This window comes from Paenibacillus sp. FSL F4-0236 (assembly GCF_038000135.1).
Classification (GTDB): Bacteria; Bacillota; Bacilli; order Paenibacillales; family Paenibacillaceae; genus Paenibacillus_AQ.
In genome coordinates this window covers 3,986,806-4,013,458 of record NZ_JBBOBK010000001.1, presented here as the reverse complement: position 1 = coordinate 4,013,458, position 26,653 = coordinate 3,986,806, and the positions used below count along the sequence as shown (strand labels likewise).

The 26,653-nt window shown below is 41.9% G+C and carries 26 protein-coding genes; 19 read left to right on the top strand and 7 right to left on the bottom strand.

Translation table 11 applies throughout. The annotated features are described in order from the left end of the window. Positions 1-253 precede the first annotated feature (253 nt). The 3 genes from NSQ29_RS18160 (at position 254) to NSQ29_RS18150 (ending at position 3,641) form a co-directional block, all read left to right on the top strand. The gene (locus NSQ29_RS18160) at positions 254-2,362 is read left to right on the top strand and encodes a hypothetical protein (protein ID WP_341125759.1); all 2,109 of its coding nucleotides are present in this window, start codon (positions 254-256) and stop codon (positions 2,360-2,362) included. Next, on the top strand, positions 2,363-2,845 hold the full coding sequence (locus tag NSQ29_RS18155) for a hypothetical protein (protein ID WP_341125758.1): 483 nt from the start codon (positions 2,363-2,365) through the stop codon (positions 2,843-2,845). It abuts the gene before it with no gap. 457 nt (positions 2,846-3,302) lie between these two features. After that, positions 3,303-3,641 (top strand): hypothetical protein, encoded by a 339-nt coding sequence (locus NSQ29_RS18150; protein WP_341125757.1) that lies wholly within the window; start codon positions 3,303-3,305, stop codon positions 3,639-3,641. A 16-nt stretch (positions 3,642-3,657) separates the two neighbouring features. On the opposite strand, the gene NSQ29_RS18145 is transcribed toward NSQ29_RS18150, so the two are convergent. Next, positions 3,658-4,347, bottom strand: a complete 690-nt coding sequence (locus NSQ29_RS18145; protein ID WP_341125756.1) for a Crp/Fnr family transcriptional regulator — start codon at positions 4,345-4,347, stop codon at positions 3,658-3,660. An 80-nt stretch (positions 4,348-4,427) separates the two neighbouring features. Here NSQ29_RS18145 and NSQ29_RS18140 point away from each other — a divergent pair, with 80 nt between their 5' ends. Then, positions 4,428-5,186: an HAD family hydrolase gene (locus NSQ29_RS18140; protein ID WP_341126787.1), complete on the top strand. Its 759-nt coding sequence runs from the start codon at positions 4,428-4,430 to the stop codon at positions 5,184-5,186. A 117-nt stretch (positions 5,187-5,303) separates the two neighbouring features. Here NSQ29_RS18140 and NSQ29_RS18135 read toward each other — a convergent pair whose 3' ends face one another. The 4 genes from NSQ29_RS18135 to NSQ29_RS18120 all read right to left on the bottom strand — a co-directional run bounded on the left by NSQ29_RS18135 (position 5,304) and on the right by NSQ29_RS18120 (position 9,092). Next, positions 5,304-6,503 carry an MFS transporter gene (locus NSQ29_RS18135; RefSeq protein WP_042193534.1) on the bottom strand — a complete coding sequence of 400 codons (1,200 nt, stop codon included), beginning with the start codon at positions 6,501-6,503 and terminating at the stop codon, positions 5,304-5,306. Between the two features lie 66 nt (positions 6,504-6,569). Continuing rightward, positions 6,570-7,187, bottom strand: coding sequence for a sugar O-acetyltransferase (locus NSQ29_RS18130; RefSeq protein ID WP_042186427.1), 618 nt, complete (start codon positions 7,185-7,187; stop codon positions 6,570-6,572). Between the two features lie 74 nt (positions 7,188-7,261). Beyond that, positions 7,262-8,302, bottom strand: a complete 1,041-nt coding sequence (locus tag NSQ29_RS18125) for an ROK family transcriptional regulator (RefSeq protein ID WP_341125755.1) — start codon at positions 8,300-8,302, stop codon at positions 7,262-7,264. A 280-nt stretch (positions 8,303-8,582) separates the two neighbouring features. Then, the gene (locus tag NSQ29_RS18120) at positions 8,583-9,092 is read right to left on the bottom strand and encodes a GNAT family N-acetyltransferase (protein ID WP_341125754.1); all 510 of its coding nucleotides are present in this window, start codon (positions 9,090-9,092) and stop codon (positions 8,583-8,585) included. A gap of 124 nt (positions 9,093-9,216) precedes the next feature. On the opposite strand from NSQ29_RS18120, the gene NSQ29_RS18115 reads away from it, so the two are divergent. From NSQ29_RS18115 to NSQ29_RS18075, 9 genes are all read left to right on the top strand, one after another. Next, on the top strand, positions 9,217-10,074 hold the full coding sequence (locus NSQ29_RS18115; RefSeq protein ID WP_341125753.1) for a LysR family transcriptional regulator: 858 nt from the start codon (positions 9,217-9,219) through the stop codon (positions 10,072-10,074). Between the two features lie 63 nt (positions 10,075-10,137). Then, on the top strand, positions 10,138-10,821 hold the full coding sequence (locus NSQ29_RS18110) for an RNA polymerase sigma factor (RefSeq protein ID WP_081392992.1): 684 nt from the start codon (positions 10,138-10,140) through the stop codon (positions 10,819-10,821). After that, positions 10,818-11,642, top strand: a complete 825-nt coding sequence (locus NSQ29_RS18105; RefSeq protein ID WP_340968369.1) for a hypothetical protein — start codon at positions 10,818-10,820, stop codon at positions 11,640-11,642. Before NSQ29_RS18110 ends, NSQ29_RS18105 begins: the two co-directional genes overlap by 4 nt. Next, positions 11,632-12,495, top strand: a complete 864-nt coding sequence (locus NSQ29_RS18100) for an ABC transporter ATP-binding protein (RefSeq protein WP_341125752.1) — start codon at positions 11,632-11,634, stop codon at positions 12,493-12,495. Before NSQ29_RS18105 ends, NSQ29_RS18100 begins: the two co-directional genes overlap by 11 nt. Before the next feature lie 5 nt (positions 12,496-12,500). Continuing rightward, positions 12,501-13,628, top strand: a complete 1,128-nt coding sequence (locus tag NSQ29_RS18095) for a hypothetical protein (RefSeq protein WP_076283344.1) — start codon at positions 12,501-12,503, stop codon at positions 13,626-13,628. Positions 13,629-13,778: 150 nt separating this feature from the next. After that, positions 13,779-16,865 (top strand): hybrid sensor histidine kinase/response regulator, encoded by a 3,087-nt coding sequence (locus tag NSQ29_RS18090; RefSeq protein ID WP_341126786.1) that lies wholly within the window; start codon positions 13,779-13,781, stop codon positions 16,863-16,865. Next, on the top strand, positions 16,862-17,974 hold the full coding sequence (locus NSQ29_RS18085; RefSeq protein WP_341125751.1) for a response regulator: 1,113 nt from the start codon (positions 16,862-16,864) through the stop codon (positions 17,972-17,974). The genes NSQ29_RS18090 and NSQ29_RS18085 overlap by 4 nt, the downstream gene beginning before the upstream one ends. Positions 17,975-18,204: 230 nt before the next feature. After that, on the top strand, positions 18,205-18,696 hold the full coding sequence (locus NSQ29_RS18080) for an RNA polymerase sigma factor (protein WP_042186445.1): 492 nt from the start codon (positions 18,205-18,207) through the stop codon (positions 18,694-18,696). Then, on the top strand, positions 18,693-19,694 hold the full coding sequence (locus tag NSQ29_RS18075) for an anti-sigma factor (RefSeq protein ID WP_341125750.1): 1,002 nt from the start codon (positions 18,693-18,695) through the stop codon (positions 19,692-19,694). The genes NSQ29_RS18080 and NSQ29_RS18075 overlap by 4 nt, the downstream gene beginning before the upstream one ends. A gap of 76 nt (positions 19,695-19,770) precedes the next feature. Here NSQ29_RS18075 and NSQ29_RS18070 read toward each other — a convergent pair whose 3' ends face one another. Further along, the gene (locus NSQ29_RS18070) at positions 19,771-20,115 is read right to left on the bottom strand and encodes a winged helix-turn-helix transcriptional regulator (protein WP_076283339.1); all 345 of its coding nucleotides are present in this window, start codon (positions 20,113-20,115) and stop codon (positions 19,771-19,773) included. A 173-nt stretch (positions 20,116-20,288) separates the two neighbouring features. Here NSQ29_RS18070 and NSQ29_RS18065 point away from each other — a divergent pair, with 173 nt between their 5' ends. The 6 genes from NSQ29_RS18065 to NSQ29_RS18040 all read left to right on the top strand — a co-directional run bounded on the left by NSQ29_RS18065 (position 20,289) and on the right by NSQ29_RS18040 (position 25,981). Next, on the top strand, positions 20,289-21,221 hold the full coding sequence (locus NSQ29_RS18065; RefSeq protein WP_341125749.1) for an aldo/keto reductase family protein: 933 nt from the start codon (positions 20,289-20,291) through the stop codon (positions 21,219-21,221). A gap of 48 nt (positions 21,222-21,269) precedes the next feature. Continuing rightward, positions 21,270-22,118 (top strand): NAD-dependent epimerase/dehydratase family protein, encoded by an 849-nt coding sequence (locus tag NSQ29_RS18060; RefSeq protein ID WP_341125748.1) that lies wholly within the window; start codon positions 21,270-21,272, stop codon positions 22,116-22,118. Between the two features lie 82 nt (positions 22,119-22,200). Further along, on the top strand, positions 22,201-23,223 hold the full coding sequence (locus NSQ29_RS18055; RefSeq protein WP_341125747.1) for an SDR family oxidoreductase: 1,023 nt from the start codon (positions 22,201-22,203) through the stop codon (positions 23,221-23,223). Positions 23,224-23,376: 153 nt separating this feature from the next. Continuing rightward, positions 23,377-24,036, top strand: a complete 660-nt coding sequence (locus NSQ29_RS18050) for a class I SAM-dependent methyltransferase (protein WP_339802047.1) — start codon at positions 23,377-23,379, stop codon at positions 24,034-24,036. A 124-nt stretch (positions 24,037-24,160) separates the two neighbouring features. After that, a complete protein-coding gene (locus NSQ29_RS18045; protein WP_076300917.1) occupies positions 24,161-25,183 on the top strand; it encodes a CapA family protein in 1,023 nt (340 codons plus the stop codon). A gap of 540 nt (positions 25,184-25,723) precedes the next feature. After that, positions 25,724-25,981, top strand: coding sequence for an AbrB/MazE/SpoVT family DNA-binding domain-containing protein (locus tag NSQ29_RS18040; RefSeq protein WP_042125931.1), 258 nt, complete (start codon positions 25,724-25,726; stop codon positions 25,979-25,981). A gap of 148 nt (positions 25,982-26,129) precedes the next feature. On the opposite strand, the gene NSQ29_RS18035 is transcribed toward NSQ29_RS18040, so the two are convergent. After that, positions 26,130-26,639, bottom strand: coding sequence for a PadR family transcriptional regulator (locus NSQ29_RS18035; RefSeq protein ID WP_042186461.1), 510 nt, complete (start codon positions 26,637-26,639; stop codon positions 26,130-26,132). Between the last annotated feature and the right edge of the window lie 14 nt (positions 26,640-26,653).

Below are 26,653 nucleotides of genomic sequence, written 5' to 3'. Positions count from 1 at the left end.
AGGTTGATTATAGGGAGCTACCACAATAATCAACCTGTTTTTGTGCTGTCTACTTATTCTTATAGCAGTAATTAGAATTAAAAAAATTAAAAGAAAGGATTTAAAGTAAAATAATGGGAAGTTAAGCCGATATATTGGTTAGGTGTGCGCTCCAAATACTTAAGTTTTTAAAAATGAAGTAGTACATAAAGACCTGTGGGGTCGAAGAAAGTAGTGCATTGGATGGTCTAAGTGTAAGAACTGGAGGTCATAAATGGCATTGGACAAAATGGTATTTAAAGAAGATGAAGTCGAACGCCTGCAGACAAAAATCAGACAGGTAAGCCAAGATACCAACCGGCTGTACTTGCAGCTGAGAGGTCAGACCAATAACTGGGGTGGTATTCCGCTGGGTTCAGATTTGATACGAGCTCAGACACTTATCAATGAACTGACGGTAGAAGCTGAAAAGCTTGAAGATATTATTCGTCTTGCAGTAAAAGGTGTTCAAGGTGCACAGGATGAGAACAAGAGGCAGGCTAATCAACTTTTTCAGCAGCTTGGTACTCTTGGAGGGATGTTCGGAAAACTTGGGGGAGGCAGTGCAAGTGGACAGTTTCCGATCCCAACGTATGCCCAGAAGATGGTCACGAAACTGATCACCTCGGTTGCTGCTTTAATGGGACGGGATGAGTTGAATAGCGATCCTTTGGTGCAGAAACTCCAAACAACGGTTAAGAATTCCGGACTGGGAACGATCGACTCTATTGCAGCCCAAAGTAAGCTGAAGGATATCTACCAGGCACGGGATCAAATCGCAAAAGCGCAGACCGCATATAAAGTATATCAAGCGTTTGGAAACAAGACTCAAATGGACGCAATGCATAAGCTGGCGGAAGACGCACGCCAAAAGCTGGAATACCTAGGCATAGACGAAGTCCATTACCAAGCAGGTAAGGATCTAAGTGGTTATTTCAAGAAGCCAGTGGTTAAGGCGTGTGATTATGATCCGTCGATTACTACCAGCAGCGTACCATTAGTTCAGAATGAATCGTATCTGCTGATGCTCCGAATGGCGATGGAACCAGGAGATCAGGGAGCCTGGGCTAAGCGCCAACTCGTAGGGGAACGACTGAATATTCCGCCGATGGAGCTTCCAGATGGGACACCGATTACCGCATATAACAATGAAAATGAGATAACACTCAACTATTTTAATGCGCATGTATTAAAACCTAACGAGACCAATTCGTTATCGGCATATTATTTGTGGTTGGAATCAACCTACGGAATGACAGAATGGCGGAAAAAAGTGGTACAAGCGGATGCGGTTACGCGGGCATTTGTAGGATCTCTTATCGAGGAAACCGTTATGGGTGTAGTGGATACAGTGACGTTTACATTCCATTTTGTCATAGACCCGGAGAAGACGACACAGGAAATGGCAGATACAGCATCTTATCTCATGCAACATCCAGAAGTATTGGCAGAAGCAGCGAAGAAGATGTATCATAACTTTAATGAAGGAACGCCGGAGGAAAAGGCTTCCATGCTGGGTGCAGCTGCTTCTGTATTGGTACCGGGGCTATCTGTGACTAAGGGTACAAAGGTAGGAAAAGTGGCCGATGGGGTACAAGATTTTGCCACTAAAGCGATGGAAGGCGTGAAAGACCTTAATAAAGTCCTTCAGAATTCCGGACACTTGGCTGAACTCCCGAAATTCAAGCCATTTTTAAGCACGCCAGAAGGTGTGCCTTTCAGTGTAGGAAAGATCCCCCTGGATTCGAATCCACTGCCCAAAACATTTGTGCAGGAGCATTATATAAATGAGATGAATGGGTTTGGGGATGTGAAAGGTAGTAAGATTGAGGGGACGCCAAAAGCTGCGAATGTTGGTAGCGTAGTTAAGGACGGAAATAAAATGAAATATACGAACCCAGCAGGAAACGAATTAAATTGGGTTGATCAACATCCGAAAAATATTAGTCGTGATATTGAAACATTCCTTAATAGTCCTAATATAGGTAAAGCGACAGAGGGGAAAGTTGCAAAATTTGTTTCAGAACAAAAAGAAGTTACAGGGTTTGGACAAAAGGTTCAGAGGGCAGATAAAACACCAGCCGGAGATTTTGATGTATTGACAAAAGATGAAATTATTGAAGTAAAAGCTTCTGCTGGTGCTCTGAAAGTGGACCAAATTGAAAAGTATACAAATACAAATCACAAAGATTTTTTGAATCCAGAAAATAGAAAAGTTATTGTATATATTGAAGAGCCGCTAGTTAATCTAGCGCCTGAGCAATTACAAAAATTGAATAAGATTAAGAATATGGGTGCAATCGTAGTAAACTCACTTGAAGAATTGAAAGGAGTTTTAAAGTAAATGGGAACCTCATCATTTTTTTTAGTTGAAAGAGACACATATTCACCAGATAATTTACTATCATCAGTAATGTTAGCCTCGTTTCATTCTGACGCTATGCTTTACTACAGGAATGAAAAGTACTTTACCGAAGAGAATCACTTCAAATATACAACTATAAGTATTATGCATAATCCAGATACTGATGAGAATAAGTTTTTAATATATATTGATGGAGTTAAGAACGATGGACTTGAGTTTTATAATAACGGACAATTTTCAGGATTGGATCCATCACTGAGCTTATATCAGGTTGGTTGTATCGAGGATGTGTATGAAAACGAGAAGTTGCTTTTTAGCTTTGTTTATGAATACTTGAAATTAAATCCCAAACAATATTATTGGTTGGGAGGTTACAATTGGGTTTACAGTTGGGAGGATATGAGAAAATTAAAATCGCTACCGTATGACCCAGATTGGTGTTATAAGAATCCTAAAAACTAGCTTGTGAGGGGTTACAGCTCCAATAACAAGATCGTACAATACAACCAACAAACTAAACACTTAAAAACTTGACAAATGCTTAATAAACTTTCAAAAGCTCTTTCCAACTTGAATCAAGAGTAGGAATGAGCTTTTTTTGCATGCCCAAAATCAAAGGAGGAAGAAACGAATGGCAAAACATGAACAGTTTGAAAGGTATAACCTAATTAACGCTAGAGCTTTACATAGAACAGGTCGATTATGGTCAGATACCACCATGACTGACCTGTTTTTTTATATTCATTTTCCGGTGTTGTAGCTTGCGGTGCCAATCCAATATCCCTCCCAATTAAAGATTTCAAAAGGAGTAAAGCACCCCCAAAAGGGCTTTACTCCTTTTTAACATCTAGTCTAAGCTATGATATTATTACCTTATATTTTCCTATAAATAACAAAATATGAGTTGGGAGGTTTATGAATGAGAAGTAAGCGTAACTTGATAATGCTGTTATTGTTTGCTTTGACGATTATACTTTCAGCCTGTAATGATAAAAAAGCTGCGATATTGTCCATGGATGAAATACGGGATCTAGCTCAGCAAGGCGAGGCGTTGTCGTGGAAGGATTTTGAAGGTTATCCCTTTGAAGACGTCGGTTCAGGTTTGTACATCCGCAAATATGAAATCAATGATGACTACCATGTATTAGTTGGTGGCGGAAGTGTTGATACAGCTCCTCTGTATATAAATCTTGTCAAAAGAAACGGAGAAAAGATCGATATCCGTTATGATGACATCGATCATTTTATCCTCAATTAAATGATGGGCTTTTAGGTTATTCAAATCTTATTCCGTTAGACATTTCATCCAAACGATCCCAGTCGAGTACTACAATTTCTTGCTTAACTTTATATAAGATCTCCATGTCGGTGAGTCGCTGAATGACACGGTTTAAATGGCGGGGAGTAGTCCCAATTAACGATGCTATATCTGGGATATAGGGTGTCTGAATTTCTTTTCCAAACTCCCGTTGGAGCTGTATCGTTAATAGATAACTTGCAAACCTTTCCTCGACAGCGCCTAGTAAGTTCGTCCGTGATGCGGATGTGCAGGTTAGAAGCTTGTAAGAAAGATGTTTCAGCAATAAATCTTTAAAGCTATGGTTATCCATTAGGTCAGACTCAATCTTTTGTTTCGGGATAAATAAGAGAGAGGTTTGTTGTACCGCTTCCACTTGGGATTGGACCACAACCTCCTGCACGTATTCAATGTCCCCGAATAATGACAAGGGTGAGCAGAACCGTAATAACAAGGATTTTCCCGTTCCCACACTAGAAGAGACCTTAGTACGCCCCTCCACTTGAAAATAAATTCCGTCCAGCTCATCTCCCTCATGCAAAATGATTTCATTCTGCTCATAGACACGTAACTGAATTAAAGCATGTTTTGATATCGTAAATACTTGATTTAGATTAAATTGGGTAATGTAATGTGCTATAAGATTTGGATCCTGAATAGTTTTCATTGCGTACTCCTTTTTGGACATCGGTCCTTTCTATTATATACGAACTCGTTATTATAGAGAAAAAGGGGAGGATACAGATGATGAAATTTATTTTTGATTTAGATGGAACCATATGTTTTAGCGGCAAACCTTTGAGTGAACGAATCGTACAAGCCTTGGATACTCTAATTGAAAAAGGTCATGAGGTTATTTTTGCGTCAGCCCGGCCTATTCGTGATTTGTTGCCTGTGTTGCCTGCTCATATGCATCATTTTTCTATGGTTGGCGGGAATGGTGCATTTATTGCAAAAGGTGGAGAGGTTATTTCGACGATACATTTTGACGCGCAAACTTCGGACATCCTCTTGAAATTAATAGAAGAGTTTAATGCAGCTTATTTGATTGACAGTCACTGGGATTATTCATATTCGGGTTCTGATGATCATCCCATTCGGAGAAATGTAGATCCAGAACAACGTGCCAAAAATGTAAGTCCATCTGAGCTGGATGAGCTTGTGAAAATAGTTATTTTGAATAGCCTAAACGGAGAACAGTTATTAGATCAGCTACATAAACTACCTGTTGTGATTTATAGACATGGTCAAGAGGACATTATAGATATTAGCCCTAAAGGCATAAATAAATGGACAGGATTACAACAATTAGGCGTAGAAATGCAGCAATTTATCGCTTTTGGTAACGATGCTAACGACATAGAAATGTTAAGACATTCCGCTCATTCGGTTTGTGTTGGAGAACACACAGAGCTTGGTGAATTGGCAACGGAAAAGGTGAGCAACGAAGAGGAGCAAATTGTTAGAAAAATACTGGAGCTGATGAGTGGGCTGCGGGTCGCTTAGTCCATCAACTGATGATCTTAGCTCGCCGTACGGTGCAGCACATACAGGGAAGCTATAGTTGAAATCCAAAAAACCTGCCGATTAAATCGACAGGTTTGTTAAGTAATATAGATGAGGTTAGATAAGTTCTTGGCGGCGATGTAAATAACGATATAGAATACAACCGGATATTGCGCATATCGCTGCACATAATCCGATAAAACCATAACCGGCTTGAAGTCCGCGTAATAAGCCTATTTGCGTCTCTGCACCGTAAAGCCGCTTTACACCTTCGATCACTGCCCCTATGGCATAGTTACCAATCACGCTACCTACTCCCATTAAAGTGACTGTAAATGTGATGGCGGTGTCGCTGCCATGTGGATATCTTTTCGCGATAAAAGCCATAACCGTTGGATAAATCATCGCAATCCCGATTCCTGCAGCGGCAAATAGAAATGCGAGTTTTTCTCCACCCAAAATTGCGGCAAACGTACACAGGGCAGAGAAGGCTGAAAAGATGATAAGCGATAGGTTAAATCCAATCTTATCAGTAACGGGTCCGAGCAGGAGTCTTGCTAACGAGAAGCAGAGAAAGAAGGTCGACAGCATCCCAGAAGCAGTAACCGTATCCCACAGGTATGCTTTTTCAAGGAAATTTACGAGCCATCCGCCTACAGCAAGCTCCGACACGACTCCGAAGGAAAGGATAAGAACCATTAGCCATAAAGCAGGGTCACGGACAAGTGTTTTTAAGGGAATACGGTCTTCATGTGGAAGATCGTCACCTGGAAAAGTACTCCGTAAGGCAAATAGTATAGGCAGTAAAGATAAGCTAAGCATTATTAGATACATTCCGCGCCAATCCAGAGTATGACCGAATATACTTACTGTCATCAGCCCTGTTGCCATTAGTGGAGCTAACGTGGAACTAAACCCGTAAAAGAAATGGGATAAGTTCATCATCGTCCCGGTATTTTTAACGAAGATACGTGCTCCCAGAATGGCAAGTCCAATCTCAAGCATTCCGTTTCCAATATACATCAGGAAGTATGAAGCCGAGAAGAGGGGATAGCTATGGGAGATGTAAATTAGAACGCCAGAGAATATCATGGATGCGAAAGCGATAATACTGACAGCCTTGATTCCCCACTTACGAACCAATACAGCTGTGAAGGAACAGGCGATTAAATAACCTAGTGCGTTTAGGGATAGAAGGGTACCCAGCTGCTTTTCGTCCAGACTGAAGTCAAACTGAATTCTTGGAATGGCTGGCCCTTTAATATTTTCCGATATCCCAAACACAATAAACCCCAAAAAGATCGTAGCCAATTGCATGGCATAAACCTTATTAAATCCGCCAAAACGCTTTTTCAACGTGAGAACCTCCAGAATCGGGTATCTTTATTGCTCGATGTCTCTGTAGTACTCTTCTTTAAGCTTCTCCCAGTGTTGTTTATCGTCCTCTGTAATTTCTCTTAGCACTCTGCAAGGATTCCCCACTGCGATTACATTGTCAGGTATATCTTTAGTCACGACAGAGCCTGCGCCGATGATTACATTGTTGCCGATATTTACCCCGGGATTGATAACGGCATTTCCGCCAACCCAGACATTGTTTCCAATGGTAATCGGTGTACCGAATTCGAGCAGACTAATACGAACGTCCGCATCTATAGGGTGGCCAGCGGTATATACGCTTACTCTAGGTCCAAAGAGGACATTCTCACCTATCGTTACTTTTGCTACGTCCAGGATAATGCAGTCGAAATTGGCGTAAAAGTTATTTCCGACAGTAATATTGCTGCCATAATCGCAGCGGAAAGGTGGCTCAATATGCAACGATTCACCCGTAGACTCGAATAATTGCTTAAGTAATTCTACTCTATATTCGCCTTGTTCTTCCGTCGTATTGTTAAATAAACGAGTGAGCATTCTGGATCTTTTACTATCTCTAGCTAATTCTTCTCCACCAGCCATGTAAAGCTTTCCTGCAATCATATTCTCTTTGTTTGTTGCCATTCGTAATTCCTCCTGAAGTTCTTGTTGGTTTTAGATCCAATCCATGATGCAAATGTTAGGGTCATAAAAAATACTTACCGCCGCTTCTCAACCAGCTGCAACGAATAGGTCAAGCTTTCCAGCGTGATCGCAATTAATCCGTTCATGTAATAATCATCAGGGTGATCCAGCACAATTAGATGAGGCATATGCTCTTCTGGAATGAATGCCAGACAACTTTGATAGATATGTGGCACATCCTCTTGTCTAACTTGTTCACCTGTGAGCGCAATCGTCTCAGGGTTAATAACTGCCGTCAATGAAGCGATGGTGTGAGCTGCCAATGGGATAAACGTTTCTGTCTGCCCCAAACGAATGAATTGCTCGTCACGAGAGATTCCAAACGGTAAAAATGAGACTTCGCCCGCGAATCTAGTATTGCCTTTGTGGATATGCCCGTCGATCATCATCCCTGCACCTGGAAAGGCACCTTTGATAAAGGTCAACACGACGATGGTCTTATCCTCTTCGTAATCCTGCTGTTTATAGAATCCGTAAACGGTTAGATTCATGTCATTTTCAACTGTGACTTCAACCTCGTATTTCTCTCTGAGGAGTGACTCTAAGGGAGCGTGAATTAAAGTGTTGATATCACAAATATTGATGACGCCTCGGTGAACCAGTCCCGGTATTCCAATACCAACGGCTTTGATGTTGTTATAGGCTTGAATTAGTGTGCCTACTAAATGATCAATGGTTGTAGCGTCAATACTCTCAGTCTTGATATATCCATCATCTACACGTTCGCCAACGGAATTTGTTACTGCATAGGTTAAGGATTGTTGGCCATCTTCAATTTTGGCATAGATGCATGCGATGTAGGAGAAATCGACATTATAGATGAATCTTCGGGCCGGCCGGCCTCCATTCGAAGCCTCCAGCTCCGTCTCAATGACTTCACCTGTCTCCATAAGCTCATTCAGAATATTTCCGCAAGTGGCAATACTTAACCCGGTGGCGGTTGCAATCGTTGATTTGGTTCCTTCTTTCATCGATTTCAAGGCTTGCTTGATAAGCTCCTGATTTATCTTTTTAACACGAATAGAATTGTTTGCGATTTGGTTTATTTTATTCACCTCTAGACTTTTGAAAATAGTTATTAAAAGTGTTATCAATACTATAACTTGGTGTTTCACAAATGTCTATATTAGTTGAACTTAAGATTTTTCTATATAAGGTAATTGTGTGACTGCGGTGAATGCTTGGACTTCCGGCCGCTGTTGTCCCCAGATTTCTTGATTATATACCGTGTTTCACGGTTGAAATCCGGAGACAAAGGCGGGCGCTATCGCTCCTACAGTTCCAAGCTTCCCCTCTGCCACTCTTCCTTTTAGAATGTTTTTAAGTTCAAAATGTCTAGCCAATGATCTTATAATAAAAAATCGTCGCATGTAATTCGCCGTTAGCTGATATTGCATAACTTGGAATACGTCCCGCTTGTATGTAGCCCATAGAAGTATAGAGGAGATTGGAGGGGTCACCTTCTCTTGTATCTAGCACTAATAACGATCGGTCTTCCTGCATAGCTCTTTCTTCAGCCTTTTCCATAAGAGAACGAGCAATACCATTACGACGATAATTAGGGTGTGTCATCAGCTTTGCGATTTCGGCTCGATGCGTTCCGTTTGCTTTTGTACATAAATGTAGTTGTACACTTCCCACGATAATATCATTCATTGTTGCGACAAAAAGAATCACATCGGACGCCAAAACATTGTGCCAATATGATGTAGAGTCTGACGGATCTAAGGGTGGTAAAAAACCAATTGAGGCTCCATCCTCCACCACCTGTATTAGAAGCTTTGAAAGCTCATTAATAGATTCATTAATCGTAAATAATTGTTCGATTCTGACATTGCTAACCATATAAATTCCTCCAGCACTTATAAGTTTAAAAATATAGCGAAATCATAACTGAATACATATAATTTGTATAACGAATTTTATAGATCGTAATCATTAATATTTTGAATCATAGAGGGTGTTATCCATGGACTTATCTCAATTAGAAGCTTTTTTGGCGGTATGCAGAATTCGAAATTTCACCAAGGCCTCAGAACATCTACATATCTCCCAGTCCGCCGTTACCGCAAGAATAAAAGCTTTAGAAAACTCCGTGGGCAAGGTGCTCCTTACACGTGATAACCGGAATGTTAGCTTAACGCAGGCAGGGATATCTTTTGTTCCATATGCTGAGCGGATGCTTCGTTTGTTTGAAGAGAGTAAGGTAACTCTATCCGAAGAACTGGAGAACTATATCATTTTGAGTGGACCCGGGTCCATATGGCATTATTATTACCTGCAGCATATTCTTTCATTTAGACGTGATCATCCCAAGGTAGCCATCAAATTCCTAAGTTATATTGATTCTAGCTATATGATACGTGATCTTTTGCTGGATGGAATAGTCCAGGTTGCTATTAAATATGACCCGCCGGAACATCCTAAGGTGACCAGACATCTCCTGTTTGAAGATGAGATTATTCTGGTCTCCACACAATTAAGAGAAACGCCTGTAAGCAGGGAGGATTTTTTTCAGCGGCAGTATTGTCATTTAGAGTGGGGAGGTCCGTTTCCGGAATGGTTTACTAGTATCGTTGGAGCCGGCTATGTGCCTATGCTTCAGACTGATCACTCGATGATTATGCTGGACATGCTGCTACTAGGGGCGGGCTTTGGATTTCTACCACGATCTATAGCACAACCTTATCTCGATCAACAGAAGCTATTTCAACTTCAATGTGAGTTAGACACGCCGATTATAAAAGCTTACGCTCTTTATTTAACTGAGAATGCAGAAGATATTCGTGTACGGCTTGGGCTGGAGATGCTTGGGGTGGATAGGTAAGTTGTATCTGGATCGTATCTTATTTTAGGCTAGTCAGAACCGTGTTCTGGGTGGCTTTTTTATGTGGAATTATGGATTCTAGTAAAAATGTACATAGTAGGATGCGTCTACTTCATAGGTGATTTCGTTATATGTAGTAGAGTGGAAGATTGGAGGGGAATTGAGATTAGCGAGGACAAATGGATCGTAGAAGCACAGCAAGGGAATGAAGCAGCCGTGGAGTTATTAATTCGGCATACCTATAGTGATGTCTATCGATTTATCAGATGGAAAATACATAATGATGAATTAGCTTGGGATCTTGCACAGACCGTATATGAAAAAGCATGGGCTAAGCTCGACAGCTATCAAAATGAACACGGAAGCTTTCGAGCTTGGCTGATGGCAATCGCACAAAATGTCTGCATTGACTATTTTCGCAGTAAAAGTACTCGGCAAGCAGAGTTGAACCAAAGCATATCTGATGAGATCACAGTTGACGAAGATTTTTTAGAAGGCATATTACTTCGTGAAGAGGTTAAAACGGTATACGCCGCAATCTGCTCACTTCCAGACGATCAAAGAGATGCACTCTTATTAAGGTATAAATATGAATTTACGTTTACAGAAATAGCTGCAATAACCCATGAACCGGAGTCTACAGTGAAATCTAGGGTGAGCCGCTCTTTATTGAAACTACGTGAGCTACTTAAGCAGACCAAGCCAAATGATTTATCCCACCCTTTTAAGAAAGGAGTAAAGAAATGAGCACTCAACGTAACGAACAAGATTACATGAAATTGAATTTACAGCACGAGATGACGTTAGAGGAACTGAATGAGATCGTGACTCATATTAAGTATATTCCTGAACCGCCGCTACTTGACGGTTTTGCAGAAGAAGCAATGAATCGATGGAGAAGCTCCAAGCGAGCTTTACCGGGGCAGGAATCGCCAGTTCCTCTATCGGTTCGGCAACAGATAAAGATTCTTTTTTCACAAGGATGGTGGAGAGAGCTTGTACTTGGCGTGATCTTGTTTGTAATTGGATATCTAGTTCTAAGTGTTACAGAGATGGTCAGTCCTATGTTTATTTTGTCTATTGTGGGTTGCATGCCTTTACTGGTGGTCGTCTCCCATACGGCGCGTAATACACTCTGTGGGATGGGTGAACTTGCACGGAGCTTTCGAATCCCTCTGCATAAGTATGTACAAGCACGCTTCCTTATAGCAGGTGTGATTTCAATACTGCTTAACCTTAGTGTTACCGCAATGGCATTCCCAGTAAGGGATCATGAACAGGTGTTCCGTACAACACTGTTATGGTTTATTCCGATTCTAATCAATGGGGCTGCAGCGTTAGTATTGTCTGGGCAGATCCGTAATTTTAGACATCTGACGACTGTGCTCTCCATGCTGCCTTTTTTTTGGATGCTTCTCTTTTCAGGAGAAGTGGTAGTGAACTGGGCAACCACCGTCCAATTACTTGGATTGATAGGAATCACTATTCTGTCAGTAGTTATTTTTACGGTGGCTATGATCTTTCAATCCAGAATGCTGAGAAAAGGAGGTTTTCTGATTGGAGCTTAAGCTGCAAGGTATAGAACATAATTTCGGCAAGAAGCGGATTCTGAATAGCATTAACCTTACTATGTCTCCAGGTGTGTATGGCCTTCTAGGTCCCAACGGAACAGGAAAAACGACATTGATGCGTATTGTAGCAGATGTTCTATATCCAACTCGTGGAAAGGTACTGCTGAATGAACAGAACAAGGATGAGATGGGGGATTTGTACCGGGCTCAGATTGGTTATTTGCCACAAGATCTGGGGATGTACAATCATTTTTCAGCTCGCGATTTCTTGTATTATGTTGCCGCTCTAAAGGGGCTGTCCAAGAAGGAGGCAGGCGACCGTATAGAGGTGTTGGCTCAAACGGTGAATCTATCTGGAGAGATGGATAAAAAATGCGGAAAGTATTCCGGCGGCATGAAGCGTAGACTCGGCATCGCTCAAGCTTTGCTTAATCATCCGAGCATTCTCATTCTGGATGAACCGACGGTAGGGTTAGATCCTATGGAACGCGTGCGATTTCGAAATCTGATTTCTGAAATTTCAGCTGAGCGTATTGTTATTTTGTCAACTCACATCGTTTCCGATGTCGATCATATCGCCAAGCAGGTGCTTCTGATGGGGCGAGGAGAGCTACTCCGTGAAGGAACGATTAAGGACTTGACCTTTGATTTGGAAGGGGAGGTTTGGGAGGCAGATATCCCTGGACGGATGCTCGCTCAAATCGAAGAAAAGGGTACTGTGGTTAACGTACAGCAGACAGATAACGGATTAGCGCTTCGGGTAGTTAGTAAAGATCCACCATGTGAGGACGCAAGGTTAGTGAATCCTTCACTAGAGGATGTATATATGCACTACTTTCGGAGGGGATAATTCGCATGAGACGTCTGATTATATTTGAGTTCCGTAAAATCATGATTCCTAGAGTCTGGATTTCCATAGCAGGAGGTTTGGCGATTGCAATTTTCTATTTTATCAGCTTCTATCCATCCGGTACAAATAGTCTGTTGGTTGTAAATAAGGAAAAACCCGAAGTTATTGCTGCACATACGGGACCGATTCAACCAGAGTTAGCTCTTAAATACGCACCAAGGCTTAAAGAAGAATATGCCGAGGATAGCGTGGGATCTAAAGAGCAAAAAATGACTCGAATTCTGGAGCAGCGTTATGCAGCTTCGGCTTATAGTCTGGATCTATTCAATAAAAATTTGAACGATTTAAGAGGGCAGAAAGCTCTGCTGGAGAGGCAGGATCAAGGGTCATATGTATTAAAAGATGTTACGAAAAGACTTTCAATGCTGGAAGGAATTCGGCCGCCAGGATTTTATGTGACAAATGACTGGGGATCTCTGTACAGATTTTTTTCAATCCCGGGTGTAGGCAACATGCTGATAGGTCTGATTCTAGTCTTCGCTTTGGCACCACTATATTCCGGTGAGGCAAATTACAGAATGGATTCACTTATTCTATCCAGTAAATATGGAAGATTGAAGATTGTTACTGCAAAATTGTTAGCGGGATTTATAGTAACCGGTGGCTTTGTGACACTCTTTTACGGTGTATGTGTATTATTTTCTTGTTTGCCATTTGGTTTCGTGGGTTGGAATGCGCCCTTGAATAGTTACTTTGTAGAGAGCCCATATGACTTAACCCAGCTTCAGGGCATGCTCTTAAAATATGCCGTAACCTTGCTAGCAGCATGTGGCCTTTTATTATTGACTGCGCTGATCTCCGCTTTGTTTCGGAGCAGTCTAAGTACTCTTGGACTAGCGGCATGTTTAGTCATGTTGCCTTATTTCTCACTGCCAGGTGTTGTTGGTGATTGGATAGATTTTTTGCCATCAGGTGTAATCATGAGCACATCCTTAATCGAAAAATATGTATCTTATAATATTTTTGGTATACCGATATTGCATCTGACCGTATCCATCGTTTCGGTGATAGTTATAGGTGTGATTGCTACGCTACTCCTTCCAAAGGCGTTTGAACGTCGATTAAAGGCTTGAAATGTAGATAGACGCCTACCTAAGTGCCGATTATACTGAGTAACGTCAGTAAACAATTAGAGTGGCGGGACTTTGAGAGATTTTTGTGAGAGCAGCGGGGTAGAATGGTAGAATTACTCGCTGGTGAGAGGAGCCTGAAGGTTGAGGACGATGAAATATCGTGGAATAGTTGGGATGGGGTTGTTTTTTATCCTTGCCTTTTCCCTATTAGTAAGTATTATTTCCCCAACGATTCAGGACCAAGATACCCCGGTGGCCAAGCAGGGCGTACTGGATTTGTCGAGCTGGGACTTTGAGAAACAGGGATTAGTTGATCTAGACGGAGAATGGGAGTTTTATGAAAATAAATTACTGAGTCCTTCTGAGATTCAGCAAAGTATAGATAAGAAATCTACATATCTATCTGTCCCAGGCACATGGAAAGGCAAGATCATAGAAGATGGAATGGACCGTAAAGGGGCTGGCACCTATCGACTTAAAGTGTTGGTCAAAGATTCGGATGAGATTCTTGGTTTGAAAATAAGAAGTATCCGTATGTCTCAAAAGTTATTTATCAATGGGAAGCAGGAAGGAGAGGACGGGGTTCCTTCAACAGAAAGTGAGTCATTTAAGCCAGGGAATACTCCGTATACGGTATTTTTTCAGTCTAATACCCAAGAGATAGAAATTGTAATTCAAGTGTCTAACTTCAACTTTATTACTGGGGGGATCGTGAATTCAATCCCACTGGGCGTGCACACGGATATTACAAAACTGAACAGTATTCAGACGGGTACTGACATTGGAATTATATTGATCCTGGGGATGTTTGGAGCATATCATCTCAGCTTCTATTTCGTTGGGCGTAGAGAAAAGGCCTATTTGCTCAGCGGTTTATATTTGCTTATTCTTTCTTTGAACAATTCTCTATATGGAGAGAAGATATTTCAACAGTTACTACCCCATTTCCCTTTTGAATCAACTTACAAGCTATTGGAAATAAGCCAGTTTGTCGGTTCGATTATCATTATTATGTTTTACTGCTCGGTCGAGTCCCGGTTGATGTCAAGTAAGAGGATGAAGATTGTGTTGTCTCCATTTGTCCTATATCTTCTATCGGTTTTGGTGCTCCCGTATGGTGTACACATTCGTATGAAGTATCTATTCGTAACCTATCTTGGAATCGTTATGGTGGTAATCATAGTCAGAATGATCTATTTATATGTTCGCAGCCAGAGCCAGACGACGGATCGAAAAGAACTATTTTTGTTCATTGGCGGTGCGATTTCGCTCCTGATATTTTTCTTTGATGTAAGTCTTTACTCTGAAAATGTTCTGCAGACCGACTTGGTGGGTAAATGCGGAGTCATTGGTTTTATTGTTTTCTTCAATATTATGTTAGCTGTACGATTCTCAAACACTTATGATAAGACGGAAATGCTGTCCCGTCAGTTGCTAATCTCGAACCAGCTTAAAGATGAATTTCTGATGAACACTTCTCATGAGATCAAAACTCCGCTGCATGGCATTATGAATATGACATCCTTTTTATTAGAAGATGGCGAAGATAATCTGTATCCATTACAGAAACAGAATCTTTGGTTAATTAAGGACACTTCTACAAAACTGTCTATGCTCATTCAGGATTTGATTGATGTTAGTCTTTTGAAGCATGGAGAATTACGACTACAGCAGACAGTGGTTGATCTAAGGGTGGCTTCACAAATTGTATTTGATGTGTTGCAGTTTGAGCTCGCAGGGAAATCTGTGCGATTAGATAATCAGGTAGAACCCGATGTGTGGGTGCTTGCGGATGATAGTCGATTAAGACAAGTCATGTACAATTTAGTTCATAATGCGATCAAGCATACGGATAAAGGATTTATTACCATAAAAGCTTATGTAGAAGGAAATACAGTATCTGTTACGGTGGAAGATTCAGGAACTGGGATATCCCCTGATATGCATACCGCCATATTTGAATATTTTGAACAAGTCGATAAACCACTTCCGCAAGATGGTTACACAGGAATGGGTGTGGGTCTGTATATTAGCAGAAAGCTAATTGAGCGGATGGGCGGTGAGATTCGGGTGGATTGGTCTGAGGTTGGTCAAGGCACTCGAATGATCTTCACCTTGCCCAAAATCGAGCGGATCCCAGGCTACCGCGAAGTAGCAGCTACAGGGGTGGGGCAGCACGCGCATTTTGAGCAGACCTCGCTTGATATAGTGGATCAGAGTGGATATACGATCCTAATTGTGGATGATGAGGCCTCTAACATTCATATTCTGCTGAATATTTTAAGACGGCATCATTACAATGTAATTACGGCGTTTTCAGCGAATGAAGCAATGGACAAAATGGAGCAATACCCTAATATGGACCTAGTTATATTAGATGTCATGATGCCGGGGATTTCAGGGATTGAGTTGTGCCGAACGTTGCGGGTGCGTTACTCCATTCTGGATTTACCTATTTTGTTTGCTACAGTAAAAGACGCGCCAACAGATATTGCGCTTGGCTTCAGGGCTGGGGCGAATGATTATATAACTAAGCCATTTGATGGAGAAACGCTGATTGCGAGAATTCAAACGCTGATTGCAATGAAGACATCGATACAAGAAGCGATACGAAATGAGTATGCCTTTCATCAAGCGCAAATCAAACCGCATTTTCTGTATAACGCACTGAGCAGTGTGATCTCTTTCTGTTATACAGATGGAGAGAAAGCCGCCTATTTGTTATCCATGTTAAGTCAATACATCCGTTATATACTCGATATGGACCGTTCCACTTTAGTTGTACCTTTGCACCGGGAGTTAGAGCTGATTCAAGCCTACGTGGAGATCGAAAAAGCGCGTTTTGGAGAACGGTTCGATTTTATTTTTTATATGGATGAGGGTCTGCGTTCTGTTGAAATCCCTTCCTTATGTATTCAGCCATTTGTTGAAAATGCGATCAGACATGGATTGTTTGAAAAAGAGGGTCAGGGCAGAGTTTCGCTCACGGTTCAAGCAGGTAGTAACTATATGAAAGTTATCATCGAAGATGATGGTGTGGGTATGCCAGATGACTTGCTATATCAATTAACCGGAGACGAGCAGCCGGAAGGCAGTATTGGAATCCATAACATTCGAAAGCGTCTAGGCGCTATACCCGGAGCTACCCTAACCATTCATTCCGACCTTGGGTTTGGGACCAAAGTAACAATGTATTTACCAGCAAGCCTTGGGGGCATGGAGGGAGAAACACGATGATTCGTGTAGTGATTGTTGAAGATGAGAAGCCAATTTTGAATTTGATGAAGGTACTGATCGGTCGTAATCCAGATTATACCATTAGCGGGGCCTTCTCAAATCCATTAGAGGCACTGGAATGCATACCTGATTTACAACCGGATGTCGTGTTTATAGATGTTGAAATGCCTAAGATGAATGGTATTGAGCTGGCAAGCAGAATTCAGAAGCTAATGCATCAACCGGAGATTGTATTTACAACGGCCTACAAGAATTATGCACTGGAAGCGTTCGAGGTTAGTGCACTAGATTATATACTTAAGCCAATAACTCCCGAAGCGATCAACAGGGTTACTGAACGACTTGTTAAACGAATGAGACCTGCGGTGATCCTAGAGCCAAAGAAAACGGGGCCTATGATCCGCTGTTTTGGCGGATTTGAGGTTTGCGATTCAGAAGGTAAGCCCATTCATTTTCGAACACGTAGAGCAGAAGAATTGTTTGCTTATTTCCTATGTAATGCAGGTCGTTATATCAGTAAGTGGAAAATAATGGACTTGTTATGGCCGGATATGCAGGATGAGAGAGGGGCATCCAATTTGTATAATACGATATACCTTTTGAAGAAAATGTTGAAAGAAAAGGGCTTCGGCATGGAAATCCGCAAAATGAATGATGGTTATATGCTGGAGACCGGAAATGAAAGTTATGATGCTCTTGAGTATCAAAGATTTCATTTAGAAATGGCTGAAGGAGAACATAAGACTACGCAAATGGAGCGGCTTTGTATCTTATATCAGGGGCCTCTGCTGGATGGAAAGCCTTATCTATGGAAGATATCGCTGGAGGAAGCATATTGCAAGCATTTCACAACCTGGACTCGTTTGCTAGTGGGCAGTGATTGTGCTGCTCAGGACTGGCATAAAGCCGAGCAACGATTAGAAAAGTTCATAAGCTTATATCCGCTGCATGAAGAAATGAACCAGCAAATGATTGATATTTATGCCAAACTCGGAAATAAAGAAAAGATTGCACGGCTCTATGAGAAATTCGAGATTGCTTATCGTTCGGAGCTGGGCATGGTTCCTTCATCAGAGTTTAAAGAACGTGTAGCTGCATATCTGGCCTAAAATTTGATACGGACTTGGTATTTCAAAAGGCGTATGTTACTAGTATCAATGAATCTTCTATAAGTGAATAAATAATATTTTTTAAAAAGCACCCCTTTACGCTATACGGTATCTATATACTGTTAGCGATAAGGGGATTTTCTTTTTGTAGCTTTTCTTTTATAAGTTTTTTCTACTATCAGCTAACATTTCGAGAACTTAACCGTTATACATACGAAGGGAGGTGCAGGATGAAGCCCGGGCAGCTACATCAGATACTTCAACCGAAAATGTTAGAAATCCAAAAATACTTGATTCGTCTCGGGGCACCTGCAGCCGACGCGGAGGATATCGTACAAGATACGGTATATAAGGCACTTTTGTATATCGATTCTATTGATGAGAACAAATTCAGTGCATGGCTATATAAAGTAGCGATTAATCGTTATTATGATCTGTGCCGCCGCAGCAAACGGATAGTCATTCCTATTGATTATGTGGATGTTCCAGACATGGAACTGCCGGAGGATCATGTGCTGTTAAAAGAGAAACGAGAGGACATCGAACGTGTACTAGATGAGCTTCTTCCTCTCCACAAACAGCTCATTATTATGAAGTACGAGCTGGAGCTGTCCTATCAGGAGATAGCTGAGCTCCTTGGGATCACAACGGATACGGTCAAATCGGCATTGTTTCGTGCCCGCAAGCAATTTCAAAAAAAATACAGAGGTGAAGCGGAATGACGGCTCCATGGGAACAAAAGGATGATCAAAGTCTTTCGAAAATAATTAAGAAAGCAAAACGAAAAACAATGATCCGTAATACGGTCATTTCACTGATCGTGACCATTATAGTATTGTTCGGTGGCATGCTGGGTATCTCTCAACTGACAAGCTGGTTAGCGACTCGTGGTCTGGATGAGGAGAGGATTATGATGGAAATTAGCAGTCCTAATCTTCATGAGCTGAGAACTGAGCTGGATTTAGGCTTTTTATCGGGCAAAGTTGAATTGAGTACGTACAAGGTTGTTGAGGGTGTACCTGTCGTGTGGGATACTAAAAAGCTGGAATTCAGTATGAGCAGCCGCTTTTCTCTGCTTAATAGGGGTTACTCTAGTATAAATGTTCCTGATCCAGTAATGACCAGCCAAAATTATGAATATTACCGAGGATATAACAGTCAAAATGGACAGCGGGAAATGATGTTCTATGTACCTGGGGTGAATTATAACGGAAAGGTGTTGAATGACCTACCTGCACTTGATCAAATGGAACCTGGTAAGCTGGTAGAAATGGCAGTTTCATTTGATAAAAGCTATACACAAGCAGAAGTAGAGAAGATGCTGCCAACAGAGCTGACACAGAAGTGGTATTGGGTAGATACGTATGACAATAAAAAGAAGCTTGAGTTTATTACGAATGACAGCAGCCCGAATAAATATGCATTACCGGAATCAGCGAGACAAGTATACGGTTACGGTGTCAATTGGGAAGGGTTATTTAAACCGAAACCAGAGGATTTTTTACAATCACTAGCATATGGGCTTCAGAAAGAGGGCAAGTATTACGGAGAATTTGAGCGAATCTCGAACTATTTGAAAAAGGATAAAGCGGCACCGGATGCCAGTGACGTACAGCTATTGGGAGTTGTTGTTACAGGAACTGCTAAGGAGCTTCAGAGCCTTAGAGGAAAACCGTATGTAAATACGGCAGTACTCGGCGCAGTTGTGGATAAATATTAGATCGTATAGTAAAAAAGAAGCCCCGGGAACGATGATCCCGGGGCTATTTTGATCATATCACAACCTACCACTTATGCTACGTCCATTTGGCCGACCATAGTTTCATTTCCTTCAAAATTTGATGCAAATCCTCACCTTTTGGAGTTAAAGAATATTCCACTGTTACCGGTACGGTAGGAAAAACATGACGTTCTAGCACACCGTGTTCCTCTAAATGGCGTAGAGTACTAGTCAAAGCACGAGGGCTGACATTAGTGATTTTTCGCTGAAGCGCTCCAAAGCGTTGGGTACCGTCGAATAACTCTCTTAGTACGAGAAAAGCCCATTTTCCGCCCAATACCTCAAGTGTTTTTTCTACATTACATTCAATAGTAAGTGGGGTTTTAGGGATATGATTATTGCTAGATTTAGCTGTTGTCAAGGAATCTCCTCCTGTTTTGGTGCCACTATACTCTTGTATAGTAACTACTCTAGAGATCATATAGTAAACTAAATTTCACTTCTTCCTATTATATACAAACTATTCTAGAATGAATATGTGCGTTAGGCAACTTGCCGAAATCATAACACGGAACTATGGAAGGAGCAGTTATTATGAAATATCGTAGATTAGGTGGAACAGGCCTAAAAGTTAGCGAGATTAGTCTGGGAAGCTGGCTGACATACGGAGGATATGTAGAAAGAGATAATGCTGTTAAAGCCATTGAAACCGCTTACGACCTAGGCGTAAATTTTTTTGATACGGCAAATGTTTACGAAAAGGGTGCTGCTGAGAAAGTGCTAGGCGAGACCTTGCGGAACTATCCGAGAGAATCCTATGTGCTGGCCACTAAAGTGTTTGGCGAAATGGGGACAGGGCCTAACGATCGTGGTCTATCCCGCAAGCATATTACGGAACAATGTCACGCAAGCTTGCAGCGTCTCGGCGTAGAATACGTGGATATTATGTATTGCCATCGTTTTGATACGGAAACTCCAATTGAAGAGACCTTACGTGCGCTGGATGATCTGGTTCGTCAAGGCAAGGTATATTATGTCGGTGTAAGTGAGTGGACTGCGGCGCAAATGACAGATGCGCTAGCTGTAGCAGACCGCTATTTACTGGATCATATTGTGGTTAACCAACCGATTTATAATATGTTCGAACGTTATATTGAGAAAGAAATTATTCCGCTAGGCGAGCGACGTGGCATTGGACAGGTTGTTTTTTCTCCACTGGCTCAAGGGCTGTTAACTGGTAAGTACAACGCGGACATCCCTGAAGATAGCCGTGCGGCTAAGTTGGATCGGTTGAAAAAGGCGATTACAGAAGAGAGGATTGAAAAGGTTCGCCAACTAAGCGGGGTAGCTGCGGAGCTGAATATTTCTGTGGGAAATCTGGCTTTGGCTTGGATTCTGCGTCAGCCTAATGTAGCAAGTGCGCTAGTGGGTGCCAGTCGTCCGCAGCAGGTCGAAGAGAATGTTAAGGCTTCGGGAATAGAACTTTCCGAGGATATTTTGAAGAAAATTGAAGAGATTCTTAACTAGAGATAGATTCTTAACTAGAGATAGATTCATAAAAAAGGAGATATGATCATGGCGAAAGTAGTTGTTACTGGCGGAAGCGGGATGCTCGGCAGATGGGTGGTCCGGCATTTTGTTGAGCAAGGGTATGAGGTTGTGAATGTGGATACGCAAAAATCTCCAGATTCCTTGTGCCAAACGATCATTGCTGATTTGAATAATTTAGGTGAAGTGTACGGCGTACTTGCAGGCGCTGATGCAGTTGTGCATCTGGCTGCGATCCCAGCCGCAAATATAAAGACGAGTGAAGTCACCTTTCAAAATAATGTAGTATCCACCTATAACATTCTGGAGGCTGCTGCTGGACTGGGCATTCGCAAAGCAGTTATTGCTTCCAGTGAATCCTCTTATGGCATCTGTTTTGCGCTTAACCCGTTGGGACCCCAGTATGTACCGATGGATGAAGATCATCCACAACTTCCTGAAGACAGCTACGGTCTATCTAAAGTTGTGAATGAAAAGACAGCAGAGATGTTCCAGCGCAGAACGGGTATACAAGTCGTTTCCCTAAGAATCGGAAATGTCATTGACCCATCGACGTATGAACGTTTCCCTTCCTTCATTCATGATCCCGCGCAGCGTGATCGGATTCTGTGGAGTTATATTGATACACGGGATGTAGCGACAGCTTGCCAATTGGCGATTGAAACGGACGGATTGGGCGCAGTTGCTCTTAATATATGCGCAGATGAGACCAGTATGGCTGTTCCTAGCAGAGAGTTAATGGCCGCACGTTATCCAGAGGTGACGGATTTCCGCCAGCCGTTGGAAGGCCATGAGTCGTTACTCAGCAATGCGAAGGCGAAGAAGCTGCTGAATTGGCAGCCAAAGCACTTATGGCGTGATTACGTTAAAGAATAAATGACGCTCCAGGTTTACTTTTACTATAAATGAGAGTTCAAAAAGTACGGTTTTTGAACATCCTCTATAAGGAGCGTGTGAAATGAGGGTATTATTTATCGGAGGTACGGGACTGATTAGCCAGGCTGTATCCCCGCACGCGGTAGAACAAGGAATAGAGCTGTATTTGTTCAACAGAGGACAAAGAGGCGAATTCGTTCCGGATGGGGCGAAGGTGATTCAAGGTGACATTCGTAATCCGGCGGAGGCTGCCGAAGTATTGCGAGATTATGAATTTGACGTAGTGGTAGACTGGATTGCTTTTACACCGGAACATGTGCAGACAGATATTGATCTGTTTACAGGTAAAACGAAGCAGTACATTTTTATCAGCTCGGCCTCGGCTTATCAGAAGCCACAGCGTAATTATATAATCACAGAAGAGACACCCCTGGAGAATCCTTATTGGGAATACTCGAGAAATAAAATTGCTTGTGAGCAGCTATTGATGGAAGCACACAAGAGCAGCGGATTCCCGGTTACGATTGTTCGTCCTTCCCATACTTACGGAAATTCAGCCATCCCTGCGGCACTCACGAGCGGACAGCATCCTTGGTCCTTGATTGATCGTATCCGTCGTGGCTTGCCTTTAGTCATCCATGGAGATGGAACATCTTTGTGGACACTGACGCATAACTCAGATTTTGCCAAAGGGTTCGTCGGATTGCTTGGGCATCCGGAAGCGATTGGGGAGGCCATTCATATTACTTCTGATGAGGTGTTGAACTGGAATCAGATCTATGCGGCCATTGGGCAAGCGGCAGGTGTGGAGCCGAAAGTGGTTCATATCTCTACAGACTTTATCACAGCCTTCTCCCCTCCAGGGACAGCGGATGGCTTGATCGGCGATCAAGCGGTCAGCAGTGTTTTTGACAATCGTAAAATCAAACGTCTCGTGCCTGACTTCCAGGCTGCCGTTCCTTTCTCTGAAGGGATAAAGCAGTCAATTGCTTGGTTCGAGGCTCATCCAGATCAATGCACGGTTGATGCGGAATGGTCTGCTTTACTAGATCATTTGATCGAGAAACATGGAGTTGAGGCCAAGCCTCTATCCTTTTACTCATAAGATTTGTACGGTTAATATTTAAAGACGGTCTGTTCCTAAGGGAGCAGCCGTTTTTTTTGGGTTTGTCTAGCTCAATGTAAGGTTATGGAATGAATCAGCAAATCATGAATATACTCTCACTACCTTAAATTCCGTTAAAAAGGAGTCCTGGCCATGCCAACACATCCCTTTGTCTCGCGTTTTTTTGTAAACTCAGATGCAAGCCGTGAGAAGTTAATTTATGATTTGCCAGAATCCTGGTGGAGCCGTCCCTTTGAATACGAGTGGTGTATTAACTTTATTTCTCCACATGGTGTGGTGCTGGATGCTGCTTGTGGAATTCCTCATCCCTTGAAATTTTATTTAGCTGGGGTATGTGCAGAGGTTCATGCTTGCGATATGGACAGCAGGGTTATTTACCGGGAGGACATCCTAGATGCGATTACTGATGAGATCGGGGAAAAAGCGGCAAAGCAGGTTATAGCTAGAAGAACGAACAACTTGCATCTTGCTCAGGCCAATCTTGCGGCTCTTCCATATGAGGACGAGAGCTTTGACACTATTTTTTGCATATCAGTGCTGGAGCATTTGACCTTAGAGGATACGGTCGGCACTTTACGGGAATTTCACCGAACGTTGAACGAAGAAGGGCTGCTCGTGCTAACGTTTGATTACCCAACGGTAAACTTAAATCTTATGAATGATTTGCTGCTGCAGGCTGGATTTCAATATTGGGGGGAGACGGATTTTGAGTTGCCTGCAGATGCTGTGTCCACAGATTTGTGGGGTGGGTTACAATGCTTCCGGGCTGTTTTGAAAAAATCAAAGGGATAACAGGTCTTCTTACCCTTAAATTAGTAATCTATTTCCAGTAAGCTAGAATAATAGCTATTATAGATTCCATAATGAGGATAGGAGGCTGTATTTTTTGAGATTAGGGTCGAATGTACTTCGCAGCATGCTACTTACTACACTTCTATTATCACTGATTCTCCCTTCGACGATTGCATCTAGTGCAGCTTCGCCATCTTCAGAACCTATCAGACTTGCTTTTGCTGGTGATATTCTCTTGGACGGTTTTGTGGGTGATCAGATCGCGAAATACGGAGTGAACTTTCCGTTTGTGAAAGTCGCACCTACCTTGCAAAAGGCAGATATCGCCTTCGCGAATCTGGAAACGCCAGTGTCTATTCGAGGGAAGGCAGCAGAGAAAACCTTTGCCTTTAGGTCTAAACCAGCAGTGCTTAGTGGCTTAACCTATGCTGGGATTGACGGCGTTTCTTTGGCTAACAATCACATTTTAGATTTCGGAACAGACGCTATGCTCGATACATTGGTGCATCTGGATCGAAACAAGATTGGCCATACAGGAGCTGGTGAAAATGTAGAGGAAGCGTTCAAACCGTATACAAGGACGGTAAAGGGGAAGAAGATCGCTATCTTAGGTGTAAGTCGAGTGCTTTCAGGCCCTTCTTGGTATGCCGGCAACAATAAACCGGGAGCTGCCTCAGCGTACACTTCGCAGCCTATGCTTACGGCTATCCAGAAGATGTCTAAGGAGAATGATTACACGATTGTGTACATTCACTGGAATGAAGAGTTTAAGGATTATCCTGAACAATACGCCCGCAAGCTAGCCAAACAGATGATTGATAGTGGTGCAGATATCATACTCGGCGCACACAGCCATTGCCTGATGGGCATCGAATACTACAAAAATAAACCGATCTATTATTCACTTGGAAACTTTGTGTTTAATCGTTCAACACGTGGTGGAGAAAAGACACTTCACTCGATGCTGGTGAATTTTGAGATTAATGAGGCCAAGGTGACTAGTAAGATTACGCCAGTCAAAATTATTGGTGGACAGCCGAACTTCATGGACGATTCTTATAATAAGAAGACGATTAAGCTAATGAATAGCCTATCTTATAATGCAATTATTGATGCGAATGGCAGGGTTACGGAGAAGCCATTATAACGATAGAATAGATCGACCAGAGATCACTGGTCGGTTTTTTTTGTAATTAAATTCAATTAATTATACTAAATTTATCCAATATTTGATCTTTCTATTAATAATATGTAATACTTATATTAAATCAGTACATAGTAGAAAGCTGGATTGTCGAAAAAAGTAGATGCATAAAGCATAAATAGTCTGTATTAACTCTACTAAACGTTTCTTTGCTCTGATATACGTCGGAGTGTTTCCAGACTTGATGTATTGGGTAAATGAGGGTATCAATTGGGATACTCTGCAAGCTGATTTGTAATCGCAATGTTGGATATTTATTAATTTCAAGACAAATAATTTGGATCGCTTTACAGCATTTTGTCGAAAGTGTACATATTTTTGTCGAATAATTGTCGATAAATATCATATTTTGTAGAAATAAAATTGACAGGGAATGAATAGCACTTTAATATTAGAGTATAGCGTAATCATTACTATCACTTAGAAGCCTACATAGCTTTTAGCAAAAATGATTATTAATGTGAATTTAAGGGAGGATGTACGATGATGAAAGCGACAGGCATAGTAAGAAAAGTAGATGAATTGGGACGTATCGTAATTCCTATTGAACTACGTAGAACGATGGGAATTGACATAAAAGACCCGCTCGAGATTTTTGTAGATGGAGAGAAAATTATTCTTAGAAAATACGAGCCAACTTGTATCTTCTCCGGAAGCGCAGAGAACCTCATCAATTTCAAAGGTAAAATGGTAAGCAAAGATGTTCTCGATGAGCTGATTTCTAGCTTTGATAGAGTGTAGTCGATAGATTACACATTTTTGCTAAAAAAGAACCGGTACAGCAAGCACGATTTGTGCATGCTGCCGGTTCTTTTTTATGATAGCACAACAAAAAAAGCAGCAAATCCCCTAGAATAATAGGAAACCTACTGCCCACACCACACGATCCTTATTCAGACTCCAGCACACTTTGAATCTTTTTGATAAAGGCTTCATATTGCACAAGGCCCAATTCCATACACAGCTTTTGGTAAGGGGACAGTTTGCAATCTAGTTGCTTTAATTTCTGATCAAGATCATCGTACATTGCCTGCTTTTCTATCAATGCTTGCCGAAGTAGATTATCTATGTTCTCTTTATCGGTCTTATCTCCGAAATACAGATGCATAAAAAAGTCTGAACGCAGAACTTCCTTTTCAGCCGGTGTTTGCAAGTAAGCATGGAACTGATCCAAGCCGGCACGGGTAATGGTAAATACATTTTTGTCAGGTTTGCCTTCCTGCCGTATGGATTCTTTGGTGATTAGGTCCAGCTTCTCCATCTTGCTCAGGGTTGGGTAGATGGTGCCGTAGCTGGCATCAAAGAAAAAAGAAAAGTATTCCTCGAAATGCCGTTTTATCTCATAACCCGAATGAGGTTTTTCACTTAATATCCCTAGAATGACATCTTGTATATTCATGAATCGTTGTCGCT